This window comes from Pontibacter lucknowensis (assembly GCF_900156415.1).
Classification (GTDB): domain Bacteria; phylum Bacteroidota; class Bacteroidia; order Cytophagales; family Hymenobacteraceae; genus Pontibacter; species Pontibacter lucknowensis.
The window spans coordinates 107,006-125,433 of record NZ_FTNM01000002.1 but is presented as its reverse complement, the minus strand read 5'-3'; the positions used below and the strand labels follow the sequence as shown (position 1 = coordinate 125,433).

Here is an 18,428-nt window from a genome sequence, read left to right as displayed (position 1 = left end):
TATTCAGCTTACAGCGACTCTTCTACCATGTCTTCGTAGTAGTCCAGCCCCAGGTGCGTGATCAGGTCTTCGCCCATGATGTGGCGCAGGGTATTCTGCAGCTTGATGAGTTGCTTGAAGATGTCATGCTCCGGACGCAGGCCTTCCGCTGTCTGCGGCGACTTGTAGTAGAACGACAGCCACTCCTGTATGCCACTCATACCTGAGCGCTGCGCCAGGTCGGTGAACAGGGCCAGATCCAGCACGATAGGTGCAGCCAGAATCGAGTCGCGGCACAGGAAGTTGATCTTGATCTGCATCTTGTAACCCAGCCAGCCAAAGATGTCGATGTTGTCCCAGCTCTCTTTGTTGTCGCCGTGAGGAGGGTAATAGTTGATGCGTACTTTGTGGTACAGGTCGCCGTACAGCTCCGGGTTGTCCTCCGGGTGCAGAATGTCTTCCAGCACGCCTAGCTTCGATACTTCTTTTGTTTTGAAGTTATCCGGATCGTCCAGCACCAGGCCGTCGCGGTTACCCAGGATGTTAGAAGAGAACCAGCCGTTGATACCCAGCGCTCTGGCTTGCAGACCAGGAGCCACGATGGTTTTCATCAGCGTCTGACCTGTTTTGAAGTCTTTGCCGGAGATGGCCACGCCTTTTTCTTTTGCCAGCTCAACAAGCGCCGGAATGTCTACTGTCAGGTTAGGGGCACCGTTTGCATAAGGCACCCCCATTTTAATCGCCGCATAAGCGTAGATCATGCTTGGCGCAATGCGCGGGTCGTTGTTGCGCAGGCCTTCTTCAAAAGCCGCCACAGTCTGGTGCACATCGCTCACTTCGGTGTATACCTCCGTAGAGCCGCACCATACGATTACCAGGCGGTCGCAGCCGTTCTCTTCTTTGAAAGTGCGCATGTCTTCCATCAGCGCTTCGGCCAGCTCATACTTAGTTGCGGCCTCTTTCACGTGCGTGCCGTCCAGGTTTTTGGCATAGGCCTTGTCAAACACCGCTTTCATTGGCTTGATGGCCTCCAGCTCCGGCTTGATCGAGTGCAGCAGCATCGGCTCCAGCACTTTCGCGTTTGCGGCAGCCTCGAATACGTTGTCTTCATACACGTCCCAGCCACCAAAAACGATGTCGTTCAGGTTTGCCAGTGGCACAAAGTCCTTGATCAGCGGGTTGCGGTTATCTGTACGCTTACCCAGGCGGATGTTGCCCATCTGAGAAAGTGAACCTACAGGCTGCGAGAAACCTTTTCTGATCGCCTCTACTCCTGCAATAAATGTGGTGGCAACTGCTCCCAGTCCCGGAAGCAGGATACCCAAGCGCCCTTCGGCTGGTTTTACTTGATATTCCATCTTATTCACTTAAAGTCTAAAACTGTTTTAAATAGATACTTATAGCCAATTGTTTTCTTTATACCATTTCAGTGTGTGTGCCAGCCCTTTCTCCAGGTCGTACTCCGGCACAAAGCCCAGGTCCTGCCGGATCCGGTCGATACTGCAGTTCCAGTTCTCGGCGGCCAGCTCGTTGAGCTTCTCTTTGTTCAGGGCCGGCATTTTGCTGCTGGTCGCGTAGGCCGCCTCCAGTAGCCGGGCCATCACAGTCACCACCCCCATCGGCACGTGAAAGCGAATGGCCTTCCTGCCCAAAATGCGCTTGGTAATAGTAGCCAGGGCGTAACGGTCGTAGCTGTTGCCGTCGGACACATTGTAGTAGGCATGGTGTATTTCTGAGCCCAATGCCTGAATCACCGCCCTTGCCAGGTCTTTCACATACACAAAGCTCAGCCACTGCGGCTTGTTGCTGATGTAAGGCTCCAGCCCCAGATTCAGGGTCTTGAGAACGATGAAAATATCTTTCTCCCGTGGACCATACACCGCCGTCGGGCGCAGCACGACCAGCGGCAGATCCTTTAGCTCCGCCAGGTACTGCTCGGCCAGGAGCTTGCTTTTGCCGTAGGCTGTTACCGGTTGCGCCTTGCTCTGCTCATGTATAGGCGTTGTGTCGCTGTACACTACCGGCCCCAGCGCCGCCAGGCTGCTGATGAAGACAAACTTCTTCAGCGGTATATCGGCCTCCAAAGCTGCCAAAGCCAGCTTTTGGGTATAGTCCGCGTTTACGCTATTGTATTCCTGCTCGCTTTTGGCCTTGGTGATGCCCGCCGCATGGATGATGTAATGGTACTGCTTCTCCTCCAGCTCCTTTACCAGTGCTGCGGAGTCGTTGAATTTAAGGGAGGTGTAGTGGATGTCAAAATTCTGCAGGTGCGCTACCTCGCTGGAAGGGCGTACGGCGGCGTATACCTCCAGCCCTGCCTGTACGGCAGCCTCCACCAGGTGGTGCCCCACAAAGCCGCTTGCTCCCGTTATCAGTACACGCTCCTTCATATCGCCTTCTCGTAGATCCTGTATTTTTTATAAGGCGTAGCACCCATTTTCAGCAGCCCCTGGTTCATCAGCACGTTATTCTCCAGTATCCAGGAGGCTTCAGCTGAATGCATCTTCTTTTCCCGGTGCTTCTGCATGGCAGCGCCGTAGAAACAGGCTTCTATTCCCATTTTCCGATACCCTTCCACCACGCCCAGCGCGATGATCCGCACGGCCGTTATCTTTTTGCGCAACAGCAGCAACTTAAAAATACCGGTTGGCAGCAAACGTCCTCTTTTGATCTTTTTGAGGATCTGGTTGATGTCAGGTATAGCCAGCGAAAAGCCTATCACTTTCCCGTTATGCTCGGCAATCAGACAGAAATCCGGGTCCACGATCAGTTTCAGGTCTTTGGCCATGTAGTCAAACTCCTTCGGTGTCATCGGCACGAAGCCCAGGTTCTTGTCCCAGGCTGAGTTGTAGATCTCCCGCAGGCTCTCTGCTTCCTGCTTATAGTTTTTCAGGTTGATCGGGCGGATGATAATGCCTTTCTGTGCCAAACGCTCACGAAGAGCTGTTGCCATGCGGGCAGCTTTGTCGTTGTAGCCTTCTGACAGGAACTGGTAAGCCAGTAAATCCACCTTCTTCCGGAAGCCCAGCTTTTCCAGCAGCTGTATGTAATAGCTGTAGTTATAGGGCATCATGGCCACCGGCGAGCTTTCAAAACCCTCCACCAGCAAACCACAGGTTTCATTTGTTGAGAAGTTCACCGGACCGATCATGGTGGTCACCTGCTTTGCCAGCAGCCATTGCTGTGCCTTCTGGATGAGCATACTGGCTACTTCCCCATCATTCACGCAGTCGAAAAATCCGAAAAAACCGTCCCGGCTATTGTTGAAAGCGTTGTGATTGTTATTGAGTATAGCCGCAATGCGCCCTACGAGCTTGTCACCGTCGTAGGCCAGGTATAGCTGTACTTCGGAGTGGTCATGAAACGGGTGTTTGCCTGGCGTCAACAGGTCCTTTTGCGCCATATAAAGCTCCGGCACGTAGTGCGGATCGTCTTTATACAGGGCATGCGGAAAGTCAATGAAGGCTTTCAACTGCTGCTTGGTATCAACAGGCAGTACTCTCTTCATAAGATGTATTTCGGGAGTTGATGCCGAGCAATTTAAATGCATCAGCAATTTTAGTAACCGCCTCTTCGATCTGGTCAAAGGTATGCGTAGCCATAATGGAGAGACGCAGCAGGGTAGAATCAGCAGGAACTGCCGGCGCTACCACTGGGTTCACAAAAATACCGTTGTCCTGCAGCAATTTCGTCACCATAAAGGTCTGGTAGTTGTCCCGTACATAGACCGGAATGATCGGCGTTTCCGTCGGGCCCAGTTCCAGGCCAGCGGCCGTCAGGAGTTCTATCGCATAGTTGGTGTTACGCCAAAGCTGCTCACGGCGCTCCGGTTCCGACTGAATGATGTCCAGGGCGGCGAGGGTACTGGCCACGGAGGCTGGCGACATGCTCGCACTGAAAATGAGCGAGCGCGCATGGTGCTTCAGGTACTGGATGGTATCGAAATCGCTTGCAATGAAACCACCCAGCGAGGCAAGTGACTTGCTGAAGGTGCCCATGATCAGGTCCACCTGGTCGGTAAGTCCGAAGTGCGAGGCCGTGCCGGCCCCCTGCTCCCCGATCACACCCAGTCCGTGGGCATCGTCTACCATAATGCTGCCGCCGTAGCGCTCAGCCAGGGCCACCAGCTCCGGCAGTTTCACGATATCACCCTCCATGCTGAAAACCCCGTCCACCACGATCAGCTTGATAGCATCTGCAGGCAGGCGGCTTAACTTGCTCTCGAGGTCAAGCATGTCGTTGTGCCTGTACTTGATCACCCTGGAGAATGAAAGTCTGCTTCCGTCGATGATGGAGGCATGGTTGTACTCATCGAGTATAATGTAGTCGTTGCGGCCGGTGAGGCTGGATATCACGCCCAGGTTTACCTGGAAGCCGGTGCTGAACACCAGGGCGGCGTCCTTGCCCACATATTCTGCCAGTCTGCGCTCCAACTCCTGATGTATGTCCAGCGTGCCATTCAGAAAACGGGAACCTGCACAGCCACTACCATACTGCTCAATTGCCCTAATGGCCGCTTCCTTTACCTTCGGATGGTTTGTAAGTCCCAAATAAGCGTTCGACCCAAACATCAGCACCTTCTGACCGTTTATGATCACTTCCGTATCCTGAGCAGACTCTATTGATCTGAAATAAGGATAGGCCCCCTGCGCCATCGCTCTTTCAGCTGCATGGTGCGCAGCACTCTTCTCACGGGCGAGGATTTTCTCACGAAGTATATTGCCCATCTACAACACGTTAATTGTTATCTGTATTTATTTAACTGGCATGAACTCCAGCACGTTTTCAGCCGGTTTAAAACTGCGCGTTGACATTCACACAGTTCTCTTGGTTCATAAACTATAGAACTACTTATCCCTACTAATACTACTATTTATTATCAATAATTCCTTAAATTTTATGGATTATTTTTGGAAAGCACTTTGGTCAGACCGAAAATTTACGTTTTCAATCCGCGCATTAAAATATTATTGATGATGTCCATCCTGCCTTCCAGCGCTGCAAAGTTATTTTCGACCAGCAAGCCTACCTCAAGTCCGCGAAAAGCGCAAACCATAGCGAATGCGATGGCATCTATATCATCTGCCGCATACTGGGCAAACTCTTTCCGTTCGAGGCCAAACCGGAGGATATTCCGAACCAAGCTGATTTCTCTCAGTTCATATCGTCTGTGCAGATCCCTCAGGCGCGGAATGTTGGCTTCTATGTCCCCTTTTATTACAGTGTACAGGTTCGCTTTCTTTTTGAGGATGTTGAACCGGGTAAGACAAAGGGTTCTCAGTTTGTCTTCAGCTGTCTGTGCTTTGTTCACCTCCTCCTGCAGCGTCCGGAAAACCTCGTCCATCTCGCGTGTGAGGACCGCATCAAAGATATCGTCTTTACTTTTATAGTAATAATAAAGTGTACTCTTTCCTTTTCCGGCGGCTTTGGCTATGTCCTCCATGGTGGTCTTGGCCCAGCCAAAGTGCCTGAACAGTTTTTGGGCTTCGTCCAGAATCTCCTTTCTTACAAGCTCATCCTTCTCGTTCATACACGTTAGACCAAAATCGTTTTTCGGTCCAAAGGTAAAAGAAAGTTAAACATTAATCTACTTTTCCCAGACCATTTTTTTTACGGGTATCACCGAACGATATCTCTATACCTACCCCCCGAAAACAAATGACCGCTCCAGGTATACCTGGAGCGGTCTAATCAAACTAAACCTACTATATGCAGGCCACAAAGCCCATCTTCAGGGCCTGTGCAGCATATAGTATCGCTTCAGCCGGACAAGTTCTTTGTCTGGCCTATTTTCATCCCCGGTTCTGCAGCAGTGCTACCTGCTCCCGGATCAGTGTGTGTGCAACTTTTTGGGGATCTGGGTGCTGGGCCCCTCATACCTGATAAAGATATGGATCCAAAGGGATCGGGACAGTCGGAAGATGATCGGCAGCAAACCCACTACGGTTATTCCGACCAGGGCCATCATCATGGGGATGGTTACCTCCACTCCTGCCTGGTACATCACAAAAAGAAACACCAGAAAAACAGCCACATTGAATGCGAAGCTCACATACATGGCCCCATAGTAATAGCCCGGCTCCGGCTCAAAAACCTGACCGCAGCAGGGGCAGTTCGCGTGCATGTCTGCGAACCTGGGGCTATACAAGGTTCCTTCCGGAAACATGTTCCCCTCCCGGCAGCGCGGGCATTTTGCGGTAGCGACACTGTATAAAAATGACTTTTTCTCGCTCATGACGTTCTGTATCCTAATGACTAAGCAAATTTAGCTCTTTAGTATGCTGTTGAATCGGCACAAAAACGACGAAATGCTGTACTTTTAGGCTGCGCACTCAGCGCTCAAATCAAGTGATTCATCCGAGGGCATAGAACGAAAACTGCCATGGCAAAAGAACATCTTCCCATTTACCAGATACAGGATTTTGAAGCCCGGTCCCGCAAAGACAGGTACTTCTACATCAGCTCTTTTTCTGCCCACCTGCAGGAGCACCTGTTCATCCGCAAACCTCACAAACACGACTTTTACATTATCCTGTTTGTCACGCAGGGCCAGGGTACACATACCATAGACTTCAAGACCTATGACGTACAGCCCGGCAACGTGTTCTTTCTGACGCCCGGGCAGGTGCACAGTTGGGAGCTCTCGAGTGATGCCGATGGCCTGATCATTTTCTTTTCGCAGGAGTTTTATGCAAAGGAGTATCCGCACAGGATGCCGTTCGAATTTCCGTTTTTCAATGCCCTGCTCTACAACCCGGTGCTCCGGATCAGCCAGGCTCATGAAAATACCCTGATGCCCATCCTGCAACTGCTGCAGCAGGAATACAGGCAGAACGGTTTGATGCGAGATGTGGCCCTTAGCAGGTACCTGGACATACTGCTGATCGAGCTAACCCGTATTTTCAGACCGGGTAAGGCTGTGAAAGGGACTTTTGCAAAAGATCTTGCCCTGCTGCAGCAGCTGGAGCGACTCATCGACCTGCACTACAAGGAGCAACAACCTGTGTCTTTTTATGCAGAACGCCTGCATGTGACGCCCAAGCACCTGAACGACGTCTGCCGCAATGCCCTGAACAAAACCACTAAGGAACTGATACAGGACAGAACATTGCTGGAGGCGCAGCGCCTCCTGGTACATGCTGACCTCACGAGTTCTCAAATCGCTGCGGAACTCGGTTACTTTGACAATACCTATTTCTTCCGTTTTTTCAAAAAACACATAGGCTGCACCCCCGAGCAATTCAGGGCTTCGAATAAGTAAGGGCTATACCTTAAGACAGAGCCTGCGGCGAGGGGCCACCGGCAGGTTTGGAACGATCGGCAGGAAGTGGAACGTACTCCAGGTTGTCAGTGGGTGGCAGCAGGATGCGTCCTTCTTTCCAGTCTGCTTTCGCCTGTTCTATCCGCTCCTTGCGCGAGGACACAAAATTCCACCAGATGTAGCGCTCGCCCACTGGCTCTCCGCCAAGCAGCATCAAAGTAGTTGGTTCTTTTGCCACGATCATAGGGTCTGCCCCTATGTTGAAGACCAGCATCTGCCCTACGGTATAGGTTCTGTGGGAGACTTCTATACTGCCTTTGGCCACATAAACACCCCGTTCTGAGTGCTCTTTTGGCAAACCAAAACGGGCGCCTTTTTCCAGCACGACATGCAGGTAAAACAGGGGGGAATGGGTTTTCACGCCGTTGCGCAGCCCGTAAGCGTCGCCGGCAATCAGGCGCATCCATACGCCGGTTTCTGTAAAAACGGGAAGTTGTTCGGGTTTATAGTTCTCAAACGAAGGGGCGGACTCTTCATCCTTCTCAGGCAGCGCTACCCAGGTCTGAATCATTTCGAGCTCGCCCCCGGCCAGGGTAGCAGGGTCTTCGAAGCGTTCGGAGTGCGCAATGCCGCTACCTGCTGTCATCCAGTTTACCTCTCCCGGCCTGATGATCTGCTCCACGCCCAGGCTGTCGCGGTGGGTCACCTGTCCGCCAAACAGGTAGCTGACCGTGGAAAGGCCTATGTGCGGATGTGGCAGCACATCCATGTCGTGGCTGATGGGCGGCTGCAGGTCTACAGGACCGGCATGGTCCATGAAGATAAAGGGGCCTACCATGCGGCGGAGCCGAAACGGCAGAATACGCCGCACGTCCATTCCGGGAGCGAGCGAGGCTTTGCGTGCTTCAATGACAAGATCCAGCATTCGTGTACATTTAATATAATCCTATACCTGGCATGAAACGCTTCCCTCTGCGCGATGGCCATGCCCGGGCCGCGCCCATACCTACTTACTGAAGTATACGCTGAAAGTTATGCTACGCCCAGTCCCTTTTTACTTCTATCCTGCCTTCATCTGGAAGGTAAATGACATTACAGGTATGGTCATCATTTCTTTGCCTGATGGAAGCGAACTATAAATCTGGAACCCACTGCTTCCTCACTTTCCACTGAAATACTGTCGCCGGAGTTGTCGAGAATACGCTTCACCAGGTATAGTCCTATACCTGAACCCTCCACATGGTCATGTGCACGCTTAAACAAAGAGAAAATCTTACCGATCTGACTCGGGGCCAGGCCCAGGCCGTTATCCTGTACCGAGAGTTCGTACACCCCACTTTCAGTTATGGTTGTGCTGATTTTGACGATCGGACTTCGATCAGGGTTCGAATACTTGATGGCATTGGAGACCAGGTTGAACAGAATGCTCCGCAGGTTTTTGCGGGAGTAGCGCAGGGTCTCAAAGGCCATGTCCTTGCACTGTACAACTGCCCCGGTGTGTTCGATGTAAGGCTGCAGGCTGATCTTGATGTCTTCCAGCATGTCCCGAATCTGCACGTCTTCCGGTGCCTCGTGCTCGTGTTTCAGTTTCGTCACATCAGACAAGTCTGCGATCACGTTTTTAAGCGTGCCCAGTGCGCCATTCATGTGTTTTAACAGCACCTCGTGTTTCTGTAAGTCATCCTCCAGGTCTTCCTCCAGCGCCTGCAGCAGGCCTTCGAGGTTGGTGATCGGCGCTTTCAGGTCATGGGAGGCCGCGTACACAAAATTATCAAGCTCGTTGTTGATCTTGATCAGCTCACTATTCTTGTGCATCAGCTCCTCGTTGCGGCGGCGTTCTGTCAGGTCCCGGGTTACTTTGGAGTAACCCAGCAGCCGCTTTTTGCCGTTGTAAATGGGGGTTATCACCACATTTGCCCAAAAAGCAGTACCGTCCTTGCGAATGCGCCAGCCCTCGTCTTCAAAGCGACCCACCTCCTGCGCCTTCCTGAGTTCATACTGCGGAAAGCCTTTTGAGATAGATTCCCGATCGTAGAAAGCAGAAAAATGACGGCCGATGATCTCTCCTGATTTGTAGCCCTTGATACGTTCGGCCCCTTCGTTCCAGCTCATCACGATCCCTTCTGGATTCAGCATCAGAATGGCGTAGTCCTTTACACCATCGATCAGCAGGCGGCTTTTTTCTTCACTCTCCCGCAGCTCTTCATTCACACGGAAAAGCTGTTGCTCCATCTGAAGCTTTTCAGTCAGGTCGCGGGTTATTTTCGAAAAGCCGATCAGGTCGTTCTTTTCATTGAAAATGGCAGTGATCACCGTGTTTGCCCAGAAGACAGAACCGTCCTTCCTATAGCGCCAGCCTGTGTCCTCAAATCTGCCGTGCTCTTTTGCCTGCCTGAGTTCATAATCCGGAAACCCCTCCTCTACCTGCTCCTGGCTGTAGAACCTGGAAAAATACTTTCCGATGATCTCGTGCGCTTCATAGCCATTCATGCGGCGGGCACCATGATTCCAGGTAGCCACATTGCCCCCCGGGTCCAGCATGAAGATGGCATAGTCTGTCACCCCCTCTATGAGCAGACGGAAGCGTTCTTCGCTCTCCTTCAACTCCTCAAAGGCACGGTACAGATCATCCTCGGCCTTTTTGCGCTCCGACAGGTCTCGGGTGACCTTAGAGAAGGCAATCAGCTGCTGGTCTTTGTTATACACGGGTGTGATGACCACATTCGCCCAGAAGACGGAGCCGTCCTTTTTCACGCGCCAGCCTTCCTCTGTGTACTTGCCCTCCAGGATGGCTTTGCTCAGTTCCGCTGCCGGGTGATTTTCGGCAACATCCTTTTTCGTGTAAAAGATCGAAAAATGCTTTCCGATGATCTCTTCAGCATCATAGCCTTTTATCTGCTTCGCCCCGGTATTCCAAGTGCTGATGTAGCCCTCCGGGTTGAGCAGAAAAATGGCATAGTCTGTTATGCTGTCGATCAGAATCCGGTACTGCTCCTCACCGCCGGTGTCTATACCTGCTGCGGAGGCAGTAACTGGTTTTAAGTTCATGTCCATTAAAAAAGCTGCTTAGGTAAGGTGAGTAGGTATGAGAGTCTTCAGCTTTTTAGGTTAAAATTGCTGGTATTTAGGCAATATATGGAAAAAAATTAACTAGGTATGGCGAAAAGCCAGGCTATACCTCCTGCGGCTGCAGGTTACTGTTTACCTCATCAGGCATGGCGGGCTGGTCAAGACGCCTGATGACACGGGCCGGATTACCCACTGCTACGCAGTTATCAGGTATGTCTTTTACTACGACAGATCCCGCACCAATACGCACGTTGTTCCCTATGCGCACCTCCCCGATGATGCACACGTTGGCACCTAGTTCCACGTTGTTACCGATAATAGGAGAACCGGTATAACTGCCGTCTTCACGACGTATGTTACCCAGGGTAGTGGAGTGGCGGAAAAAGCAGTTTTCACCGATCACGGAGCAGCCGTTCACCACCAGGGCCTGTCCGTGGCCCAGGAAAAAATTCTTGCCCACGGTAGTCCAGTGAGGCAGTTCTATACCCAATACCCATTCGACAAAGAACTTGTAGAAGGCCAGGTATGGCAACCAGATAATGCGAAAAAAGGTGTTGATAGAAGCAGGTCGGGCCAGGCGGAATAGCACCATCACGAGGCGCCCTTTCAGATTTCCTTTGTTGACATTCCAGTCCTGGAACACGTAAGACAAAAACATAGGCGAGTATTAATTTATATTCCGCATACGCTATGTTGCAGCCTGACGTTGCAACATTCAAACCAAGCCTGTCCACTACTCCGGTTTTATCCGGATAGCCCCATACAGCACAGGGCTGAAAAAACGCAGATTTTCAAGAACACAGGCCATGCTGAAAAATTTTTCAGGATCAATCTCGGACTCCTCTGCCATGGCAGCCAGCAGCATGTCTAAGGTATAGGTGAACGTGGCGTCGAACTCTTCTTCGGTCATTTTATTTATCTCAGGGGTATGGTCCTGCTGTATAACCACAATACTAGCCATTTAATTTCAAAGCTGCCCTGTCACCCAAAACCCGACGTTGCCGTTTTTTCCCCGGAAAACTAAAACCAAAAGAGGTGTAAAACTTAGTGAAAGCCTGGTGTCTGAAGCAGCTATTCCCTAACTGCAAGTCCAGATGTGCGTACCTTATTAAGGTACAATCTATTTTTCCGACAAAACAACTGATGAACTATGAAGATCAAACTAAAACCATTGAAGGACCAGGTAATCGTGATTACAGGGGCATCGAGCGGTATCGGGCTTTGCACGGCCTTTGCCGCAGCCGAAAAAGGAGCGCGCCTGGTGCTGGCGGCCCGCAACGAGCAGGCGCTATATGATATAGCACAGGAAATAAATGACAAAGGCGGCGAAGCCATTGCCATCGGGGCTGACGTGGCTCGTCAGCAGGATGTGCAGCGTATCGCCGATATGGCCATGTCACATTTTGGCGGCTTTGATACCTGGGTGAACAATGCCGGCGTTTCCGTTTACGGCCGCCTGCTGGAGGTGAGTGACGAAGACAACCGCCGCCTCTTCGACACCAACTTCTGGGGAGTAGTGTATGGCTCACAGATGGCCGCTATGCACCTGCGCAACCGGGGTGGGGCGATCATCAACATTGGCAGCGTGCTGTCCGACATGGGTATCCCGATGCAGGGCATGTACAGCGCCACAAAGCATGCTGTGAAGGGCTTTACAGACTCCCTGCGCATAGAACTGGAAGAGGATGAAGCACCTGTATCGGTTACGCTGATCAAACCTTCGGGCATAAACACCCCCTACCCTGACCATGCCAAGAACTACACAGACCATAAACTGACCCTGCCGCCACCGGTATATGAGCCGGAAGAAGTGGCCAATGCCATCCTCTATGCTGCCACTCACCAGAAGCGCGACCTGATGGTAGGCGGAGGCGGCAAGCTTATGAGCCTTACGAATAAGATCGCCCCGGGCCTGATGGATACTTCCAGTGAACTCCTCATGACGGACATGCAGCTTCTGGACGAACCGGCACAGCACCGCGAGGGTGCCTTGCACAGACCAGGTGAAGGCGGTCGCATACATGGCCGCATCAAGGACACTATGCCAACCAGCCTCTATACCCGAGCACTCACCAACCCGGTAGTGGCGGGCGCTGTAGTCGCCGCAGCAGGTGCCGCTGCTCTGGCTCTGATGGGCAAAAAGCGCACAGACAACGGTAAGCGCAATTACAAGCAGGAGAATACCAAACCAGAGATGGTAGAGGTTGTGGAGATTGTAGAAGAAGTGAATGTTAATCCACTTCCTCCGCAGCGACCGCTCTAAACTGCTTTTTCTGCCTGCGCCAACTGTGCAGGCAATGCATAAAAGCTTCGAAAACAGGTGCAAATTCCAGAACTTTTGCACCTGTTTTTGTTTTTATATAGAGAGCAGCTGAGACAGCCAGATTTCCAAAATAAAAATATTACAATAAAAACAAGCATTAAGGCTTAACACAATCCCACATCCGCCCAACAAAAATTTGTTTAAAATATGGCTTAAGAATCTATAAGGGTTATTTTAGCTTAATCAAACCAGAAACACATCTGATATTATATTTATAATTAGTAAATCACTATATCAAAAAACTACTAAAACACGTTGAATTAAATTGATAGTGATGCTGTTACAGGTGCACTAGTTACTCAACTGAAACGTCTGATATAGAGGTGGATAAAATATTTTCAGTGACAGTAGCATGTTCTGATGTATAACCACCGATTTTGACGTTATATTTGCAGACTTTAAAATAGTAGCTTAGCTTATTTTTTTAGAACAATATGTTTGAAACGCTTCTTTATACCTTTCTTCTGAGTATCTCCCCTTTCGGTGAAGCGCGGGCAGGCATACCTTACGCCATTCTGAACAATGTTCACTTTATACTGGCTTTTCTGATCGGCACGGTGGCCAACACCCTGGTGTTTCCACTGTTCATGTGGCTGATCGATACATTTAGTCAGAAGTTCTGGCCATTCAAAGCCTACAAAAAAGGTGTTATCTTTCTGTCGAAGCGAGCTAAAAAGATCGCTGGCGACAACGTGAAAAAGCATGGTTTCTGGGGACTGATGGTATTTGTGATGATACCGCTTCCTGGTACCGGGGCTTATATGGGTACCATTGCAGCCAATATCTTCAAGATCGAGCGCAAGAAAGCATTCATGGCCATTAGCTTGGGTGTAGTGATCTCGTCTATCTTCATGGCCCTGGCAACGCACCTGGGTCACCTGGGTGTGACGCAGCTTTCCTTTAACTAAGACGGCATACCGGATTTTACCGGATACATATGAAAGCCCTGCTTGCAAAGCCTGAATGGCTGAACGCAAGCAGGGCTTTTTGCTGTGCAATCCCCTCCTGCATCAGAAGAATTCGTAATTTTGCCCCATGACGCTAAAACGGATCATCAGCTATACCTTCCTTTTTCTTTTGCTTCTTATCGGTGTGGCCGGTTGCAGCTTCATGCAGCTCTCTCCTCAGTTTGGCGCAGAGGCCAAAGGCAAGCGATTGCAGGCCATGCAGGCCTCTCCTCACTACCACGATGGTGTCTTCCATAACCCAGTCGAGACCAACATGGACATCGGCTTCAAAGGCTATGTGAAGATGATTCGCTCACGATTCTTCGACGAGGTTGAAAACCAGGAGCCGGACTGGTACCTGCCTGTTGATAAAATAGCGCCTGCACAACTAGAGCGCGTGCAGGACACAGCCACCATCATCACCTGGTTCGGGCACTCCGCTTTCCTGATCGAGCTGGACGGCAAGCGGCTGCTCGTAGACCCGATGCTGGGCGAACGGGCCTCCCCGATCAGTTTTATGGGGCCCAAGCGCTTCAACGAGGAGCTGCCTATACCTATCGAAGACCTGCCCTATATCGATGCCATCCTGATCTCGCATGATCACTATGACCACCTGGATTATGGCTCCATCAAACAACTGGCCGATAAAACCGGACACTTTTATGTAGCACTTGGCGTGGGTGCTCACCTGGAGCGCTGGGGTGTGCCCGCCGAAAGGATCACGGAACTGGACTGGTGGGACGAGGCCGAGATGGCAGGTATAAAGTTTGTCGCCACCCCAGCCCGCCATTTCTCCGGTCGCGGCTTCTCTGATCGCATGAAAACCCTTTGGGCCTCCTGGGTGATCCTGGGCAAAAACGACCGCATCTTCTTCAGTGGTGATACGGGTTACTTCGATGGGTTTAAAGAAATCGGTGAGAAATACGGGCCCTTCGATATTACACTGCTGGAGTGCGGACAGTACAACGAGCTCTGGTCCAGCATCCACATGATGCCGGAGCAAACCGTGCAGGCACACCTCGACCTGAAAGGAAAACTGATGATGCCCATCCATTGGGGCGCCTTCGCACTCGCCCTGCATTCCTGGACCGACCCGATCGAGCGAGTGACCAAAGCAGCCAAGGCTCAAAATATAATGATGACGACGCCGCGCATCGGGCAATCGATCATACTAGGTCGCCAGACACCCCGCAGCAAGTGGTGGGAATAGGACCTGGCCCAAATTAGCAACACAGAAAGCCTGTTCGCAGTATTGCTAATAGGCATCTACACAAGTATCACGTTTTGAGAAACAATACGAACACCACACAGCAGGCCAGGCCTGCACGCCTCTTTGACTGCATTGACTGGCAGTTGCAGCAGTTTCCACTTGACGATATGCTGGCCTCAAAAGAAGACGGCCAGTGGCGCACCTACAGCACCCAGGAAGTAAAGGACTTGGTCAACCGCATCAGTGCCTCCCTGCTCAGTGCCGGTATCAGCAGAAACGACGGCAGCCCGGAAGGCCGTGACAAGGTGGCCATTATCAGCCCGAACTGTCCGGAATGGATGCTGGTGGACATGGGCATCCAGCAGATCGGTGCTATTTCGGTCCCCATCTACCCGACTATCAGCAACAGTGAGTTGGAGTTTATCCTGCGCGATGCCGCCGTCAAAATGATCTTTGTCGGCAATGAAGTGCTGTATCGCAAGATAGTAGGGATGCAGGATGACCTGCCTGAACTGCAGGCGATCTATACCTTCAAACCAGTAGAGGATGCTCCCTCCTGGAAAGAGCTGCTGACCGAGCCTGCTGCCCATACCCTGCAACAGCTGGAGGTACTACGCGATGCCATAGACGAAAACGACCTGGCCACCATCCTGTACACCTCCGGCACTACAGGCACTCCCAAAGGGGTGATGCTCTCCCACTTCAGTATCCTGAGCAATGTCTTCGACAGTGCCCTGATCATTGAAGAAGTGGGCGTGTTCCGCAAAAAGGCCATCAGTTTTCTGCCGCTCAACCATGCTTTCGAACGCATGGCCACCTACTGCTACTTCTACTGTGGCGTATCCATTTACTATGCCGAAGGGATGGAAACCATTGCCGGCAACCTGCGGGAAGTCAAACCCACTATTTTCACGACCGTGCCGCGCCTGCTCGAGAAGGTATACGAAGGCATTGTGGCCAAAGGCTCCGAGCTGACGGGCAACAAGAAGAAGATCTTTTTCTGGGCACTGGACCTGGCCGAGCGTTTTGAGATCAACAAGCCGATGCCGTTGACCTACCGGCTGCAGCTGGCCATAGCCGACCGGCTGGTGTTCAGCAAATGGCGTCAGGCACTAGGAGGCGAAGTGAAGTCGGTTATAACAGGAGCAGCCGCCTGCCAGGTGCGACTGCTCCGCATCTTCACAGCCGCCGGCATCGTCATACAGGAAGGTTACGGTCTCACCGAGGCCTCCCCGATTATCAGTGGCAATCGCTATTCCGAGGAAAACCGCATGTTCGGTACAGTAGGTCCGCTCCTCAAAAATGTGGAAGTGAAGATCGCACCAGACGGAGAGATCCTTTGCAAAGGCCCCAATGTAATGATGGGCTATTACAAACGGCCTGACCTGACTGCGGAGGTGATCGATAACGAGGGCTGGCTGCATACCGGCGACATCGGTACTTTGATCGATGGAAAATTCCTGAAGATAACCGACCGCAAGAAAGAGCTTTTCAAGACAAGCGGCGGCAAATATGTCGCCCCGCAGCCGATCGAAAACAAGATGGTGGAGAGCGGCTGGATCGAGCAGATCATGGTCGTCGGCGAAATGCAGAAATTTGTGGGAGCCCTGATCGTGCCAGCCTTCAACAAGCTGCGGGAATGGTACGAAACACAGGGCAAGTCTTACCCGGGCAACCTGGCGGTGCTGGAAGACAAAGAGGTATGGACACTGATCAAACAGGCTGTGAACCAGTATAACCTGGAGTTCAACCCGGTAGAGCAGATCAAAAAGTTCGCACTTATACCGGGTGAGTGGTCCATCGAAAATGGGGAGCTCACCCCAACCCTCAAACTCAAGCGACGGGTTATTCTGGAAAGGTATCAGGACCTTGTGAGCTCACTGTATGCCTAACACTGCCTGCGACAGTTCATGCACCACAAGCGAATAATGCTTATATTAGTCGCTCTAACCAGAAAAAACATGATCAAAAGCTTACTCTCAGCTCTTTTGCTGACTACCGGTATGTTGTCAATAGATTCACCCGGCAACCTGCCTGTTACAGACAAACCGAACGACGCCCTGAAAGAAAGCCTGGTAAGAGGCCAGCAGGTATACGCCGCCAACTGTGCGAGCTGCCACATGGCGGAGGGCGAAGGGATACCGTCCACTTTCCCGCCATTAGCCAAGTCCGATTACCTGATGAAAGACCAGAAACGGGCTATTCGCACGGTGCTGCACGGGCTGAGCGGTGAAATTACTGTGAACGGAGACACCTACAACATGGCCATGCCTGGCTATGACTCCCTGTCTGATCAGGAAGTGGCTGATGTACTCAACTACATCCAAAACAGCTGGGGCAACAAAGCCAAGCCAGTATTACCCGCCCAGGTAAAAACGGAGCGGAAGAAGTAGAATTCCAGCTACTCCCTCGCTCGCGTCCCGCGAGTGTGAGTTATCCTAGTGGCGTCCCGCCACTTGTTCCGACAGTCACTGGGATGTCGGCTAGAGTCCGCCAGATAGCGCACATTCGCCAGAGGCAAGCGAGGAGATAATGTTCAATTATCAACCACATGCAACACTGGGAATTACTGTTCTTCTTTTTTGTGATTGCCTTTGTATATGCTTCGGTGGGCTTTGGCGGCGGTTCAAGTTACCTGGCCGTGCTGGCACTATACCCGCTGGCTTTCCAGGAGATCCGGCTGATCGCCCTGCTTTGCAATGTGGTTGTGGTAACGGGTGGCACAGTGCTGTTCATCCGGCACCGGCAGGTGGACTGGAAAAAGATCATTCCGTTGGTGCTGGTCAGTGTGCCCATGGCTTTTCTGGGGGCGAGTCTGCGACTGGAACAGGACACGTTTTTTGTTTTGTTGGGATGTAGTCTGCAGGTGGCAGCGGTACTACTTTGGATGCAAAATCACTTAGCTGGGAGGACAGAGAAAACAGTGGCGACACCACCGCGCTATACCCGCGATGGCCTGTTGGGCGGCAGTCTGGGCCTGCTGTCGGGTATGGTGGGGATTGGAGGCGGCATTTTCCTGGCACCCCTGCTCAACCTGATCCGGTGGGACTCCGCGAAACGCATTGCTGCCACGGCCAGTTTGTTCATCCTTGTGAACTCTGTAGCAGGTATAGCGGGTCAACTGACACAGCTTCCGGCCACCGTCGATTTTAGCCGTATACTTTGGCTAGGTATAGCCGTGCTTGCTGGCGGACAACTCGGCTCACGCCTGGCTATTGCCCGGTTCAACCCGCTGGAGATCCGCCGTCTGACAGCCGTACTGATTTTTGTGGCAGGTATAGAAGTGCTCTACAAGCACCTGCCTTTGTTTAATTGAGGGACAAGGTATTAGCGTGTATTTAAACTCTTGAGAAAAGTCTGTTATCCTTTGTCTGAATTTTTTCCCCGATAATATGAAAGTAAAAGTCCTGGCATTCGGCATTGCCAAAGACATATTTGGCAGCTCGTCCACAGCGGTAGAACTCTCAGGAGAAGCGACGGTAGAGGCACTACGGACGGCGCTGGAAATGCAATACCCCCGCCTGAAGCAGCTGTCTTCTTTTATGATCGCTGTAAACGATGAGTATGCCGAGGCCGGTCAGGAACTGGCGCCCGAAGATGAAGTGGCCATTATCCCTCCGGTGAGCGGCGGTTAAGCAC

General features: G+C 51.7%; 18 protein-coding genes. 8 read left to right on the top strand and 10 right to left on the bottom strand.

Annotated features, from left to right (window positions below):
• Positions 1-8 precede the first annotated feature (8 nt).
• From BW972_RS06680 to BW972_RS06655, 6 genes are all read right to left on the bottom strand, one after another.
• A complete protein-coding gene (locus BW972_RS06680; RefSeq protein ID WP_076421579.1) occupies positions 9-1,337 on the bottom strand; it encodes an inositol-3-phosphate synthase in 1,329 nt (442 codons plus the stop codon).
• A gap of 39 nt (positions 1,338-1,376) precedes the next feature.
• On the bottom strand, positions 1,377-2,369 hold the full coding sequence (locus BW972_RS06675; RefSeq protein WP_076421578.1) for an NAD-dependent epimerase/dehydratase family protein: 993 nt from the start codon (positions 2,367-2,369) through the stop codon (positions 1,377-1,379).
• On the bottom strand, positions 2,366-3,487 hold the full coding sequence (locus BW972_RS06670; RefSeq protein ID WP_007659071.1) for a hypothetical protein: 1,122 nt from the start codon (positions 3,485-3,487) through the stop codon (positions 2,366-2,368). Before BW972_RS06670 ends, BW972_RS06675 begins: the two co-directional genes overlap by 4 nt.
• Entirely contained in the window at positions 3,465-4,706 is a 1,242-nt protein-coding gene (spt, locus tag BW972_RS06665; protein WP_076421577.1) for a serine palmitoyltransferase, read from the bottom strand. Before spt ends, BW972_RS06670 begins: the two co-directional genes overlap by 23 nt.
• Positions 4,707-4,918: 212 nt before the next feature.
• The gene (locus tag BW972_RS06660; protein WP_007659077.1) at positions 4,919-5,509 is read right to left on the bottom strand and encodes a TetR/AcrR family transcriptional regulator; all 591 of its coding nucleotides are present in this window, start codon (positions 5,507-5,509) and stop codon (positions 4,919-4,921) included.
• A gap of 300 nt (positions 5,510-5,809) precedes the next feature.
• Positions 5,810-6,214: a DUF983 domain-containing protein gene (locus tag BW972_RS06655; RefSeq protein ID WP_040574515.1), complete on the bottom strand. Its 405-nt coding sequence runs from the start codon at positions 6,212-6,214 to the stop codon at positions 5,810-5,812.
• 147 nt (positions 6,215-6,361) lie between these two features.
• Here BW972_RS06655 and BW972_RS06650 point away from each other — a divergent pair, with 147 nt between their 5' ends.
• Positions 6,362-7,240, top strand: coding sequence for an AraC family transcriptional regulator (locus BW972_RS06650; protein WP_076421576.1), 879 nt, complete (start codon positions 6,362-6,364; stop codon positions 7,238-7,240).
• A gap of 10 nt (positions 7,241-7,250) precedes the next feature.
• On the opposite strand, the gene BW972_RS06645 is transcribed toward BW972_RS06650, so the two are convergent.
• From BW972_RS06645 to BW972_RS06630, 4 genes are all read right to left on the bottom strand, one after another.
• Positions 7,251-8,165, bottom strand: coding sequence for a pirin family protein (locus tag BW972_RS06645; protein ID WP_076421575.1), 915 nt, complete (start codon positions 8,163-8,165; stop codon positions 7,251-7,253).
• 182 nt (positions 8,166-8,347) lie between these two features.
• Positions 8,348-10,294, bottom strand: coding sequence for a PAS domain-containing sensor histidine kinase (locus BW972_RS06640; protein WP_234986314.1), 1,947 nt, complete (start codon positions 10,292-10,294; stop codon positions 8,348-8,350).
• 118 nt (positions 10,295-10,412) lie between these two features.
• Positions 10,413-10,967 (bottom strand): serine acetyltransferase, encoded by a 555-nt coding sequence (locus BW972_RS20165; protein ID WP_007659093.1) that lies wholly within the window; start codon positions 10,965-10,967, stop codon positions 10,413-10,415.
• Between the two features lie 75 nt (positions 10,968-11,042).
• A complete protein-coding gene (locus BW972_RS06630; RefSeq protein ID WP_076421574.1) occupies positions 11,043-11,270 on the bottom strand; it encodes a hypothetical protein in 228 nt (75 codons plus the stop codon).
• Between the two features lie 189 nt (positions 11,271-11,459).
• On the opposite strand from BW972_RS06630, the gene BW972_RS06625 reads away from it, so the two are divergent.
• From BW972_RS06625 to BW972_RS06595, 7 genes are all read left to right on the top strand, one after another.
• Positions 11,460-12,572: an SDR family oxidoreductase gene (locus tag BW972_RS06625; protein WP_007659095.1), complete on the top strand. Its 1,113-nt coding sequence runs from the start codon at positions 11,460-11,462 to the stop codon at positions 12,570-12,572.
• 494 nt (positions 12,573-13,066) lie between these two features.
• A complete protein-coding gene (locus BW972_RS06620) occupies positions 13,067-13,540 on the top strand; it encodes a COG2426 family protein (RefSeq protein ID WP_076421573.1) in 474 nt (157 codons plus the stop codon).
• A gap of 127 nt (positions 13,541-13,667) precedes the next feature.
• Positions 13,668-14,789 (top strand): MBL fold metallo-hydrolase, encoded by a 1,122-nt coding sequence (locus BW972_RS06615; protein WP_076421572.1) that lies wholly within the window; start codon positions 13,668-13,670, stop codon positions 14,787-14,789.
• 74 nt (positions 14,790-14,863) lie between these two features.
• Positions 14,864-16,681: an AMP-dependent synthetase/ligase gene (locus BW972_RS06610; protein WP_076421571.1), complete on the top strand. Its 1,818-nt coding sequence runs from the start codon at positions 14,864-14,866 to the stop codon at positions 16,679-16,681.
• Between the two features lie 69 nt (positions 16,682-16,750).
• A complete protein-coding gene (locus BW972_RS06605) occupies positions 16,751-17,182 on the top strand; it encodes a c-type cytochrome (RefSeq protein ID WP_076421570.1) in 432 nt (143 codons plus the stop codon).
• A gap of 158 nt (positions 17,183-17,340) precedes the next feature.
• Positions 17,341-18,105 (top strand): sulfite exporter TauE/SafE family protein, encoded by a 765-nt coding sequence (locus BW972_RS06600; protein WP_076421569.1) that lies wholly within the window; start codon positions 17,341-17,343, stop codon positions 18,103-18,105.
• A 76-nt stretch (positions 18,106-18,181) separates the two neighbouring features.
• Positions 18,182-18,424, top strand: coding sequence for a MoaD/ThiS family protein (locus BW972_RS06595; RefSeq protein ID WP_007660995.1), 243 nt, complete (start codon positions 18,182-18,184; stop codon positions 18,422-18,424).
• The last annotated feature ends 4 nt before the right edge of the window (positions 18,425-18,428 follow it).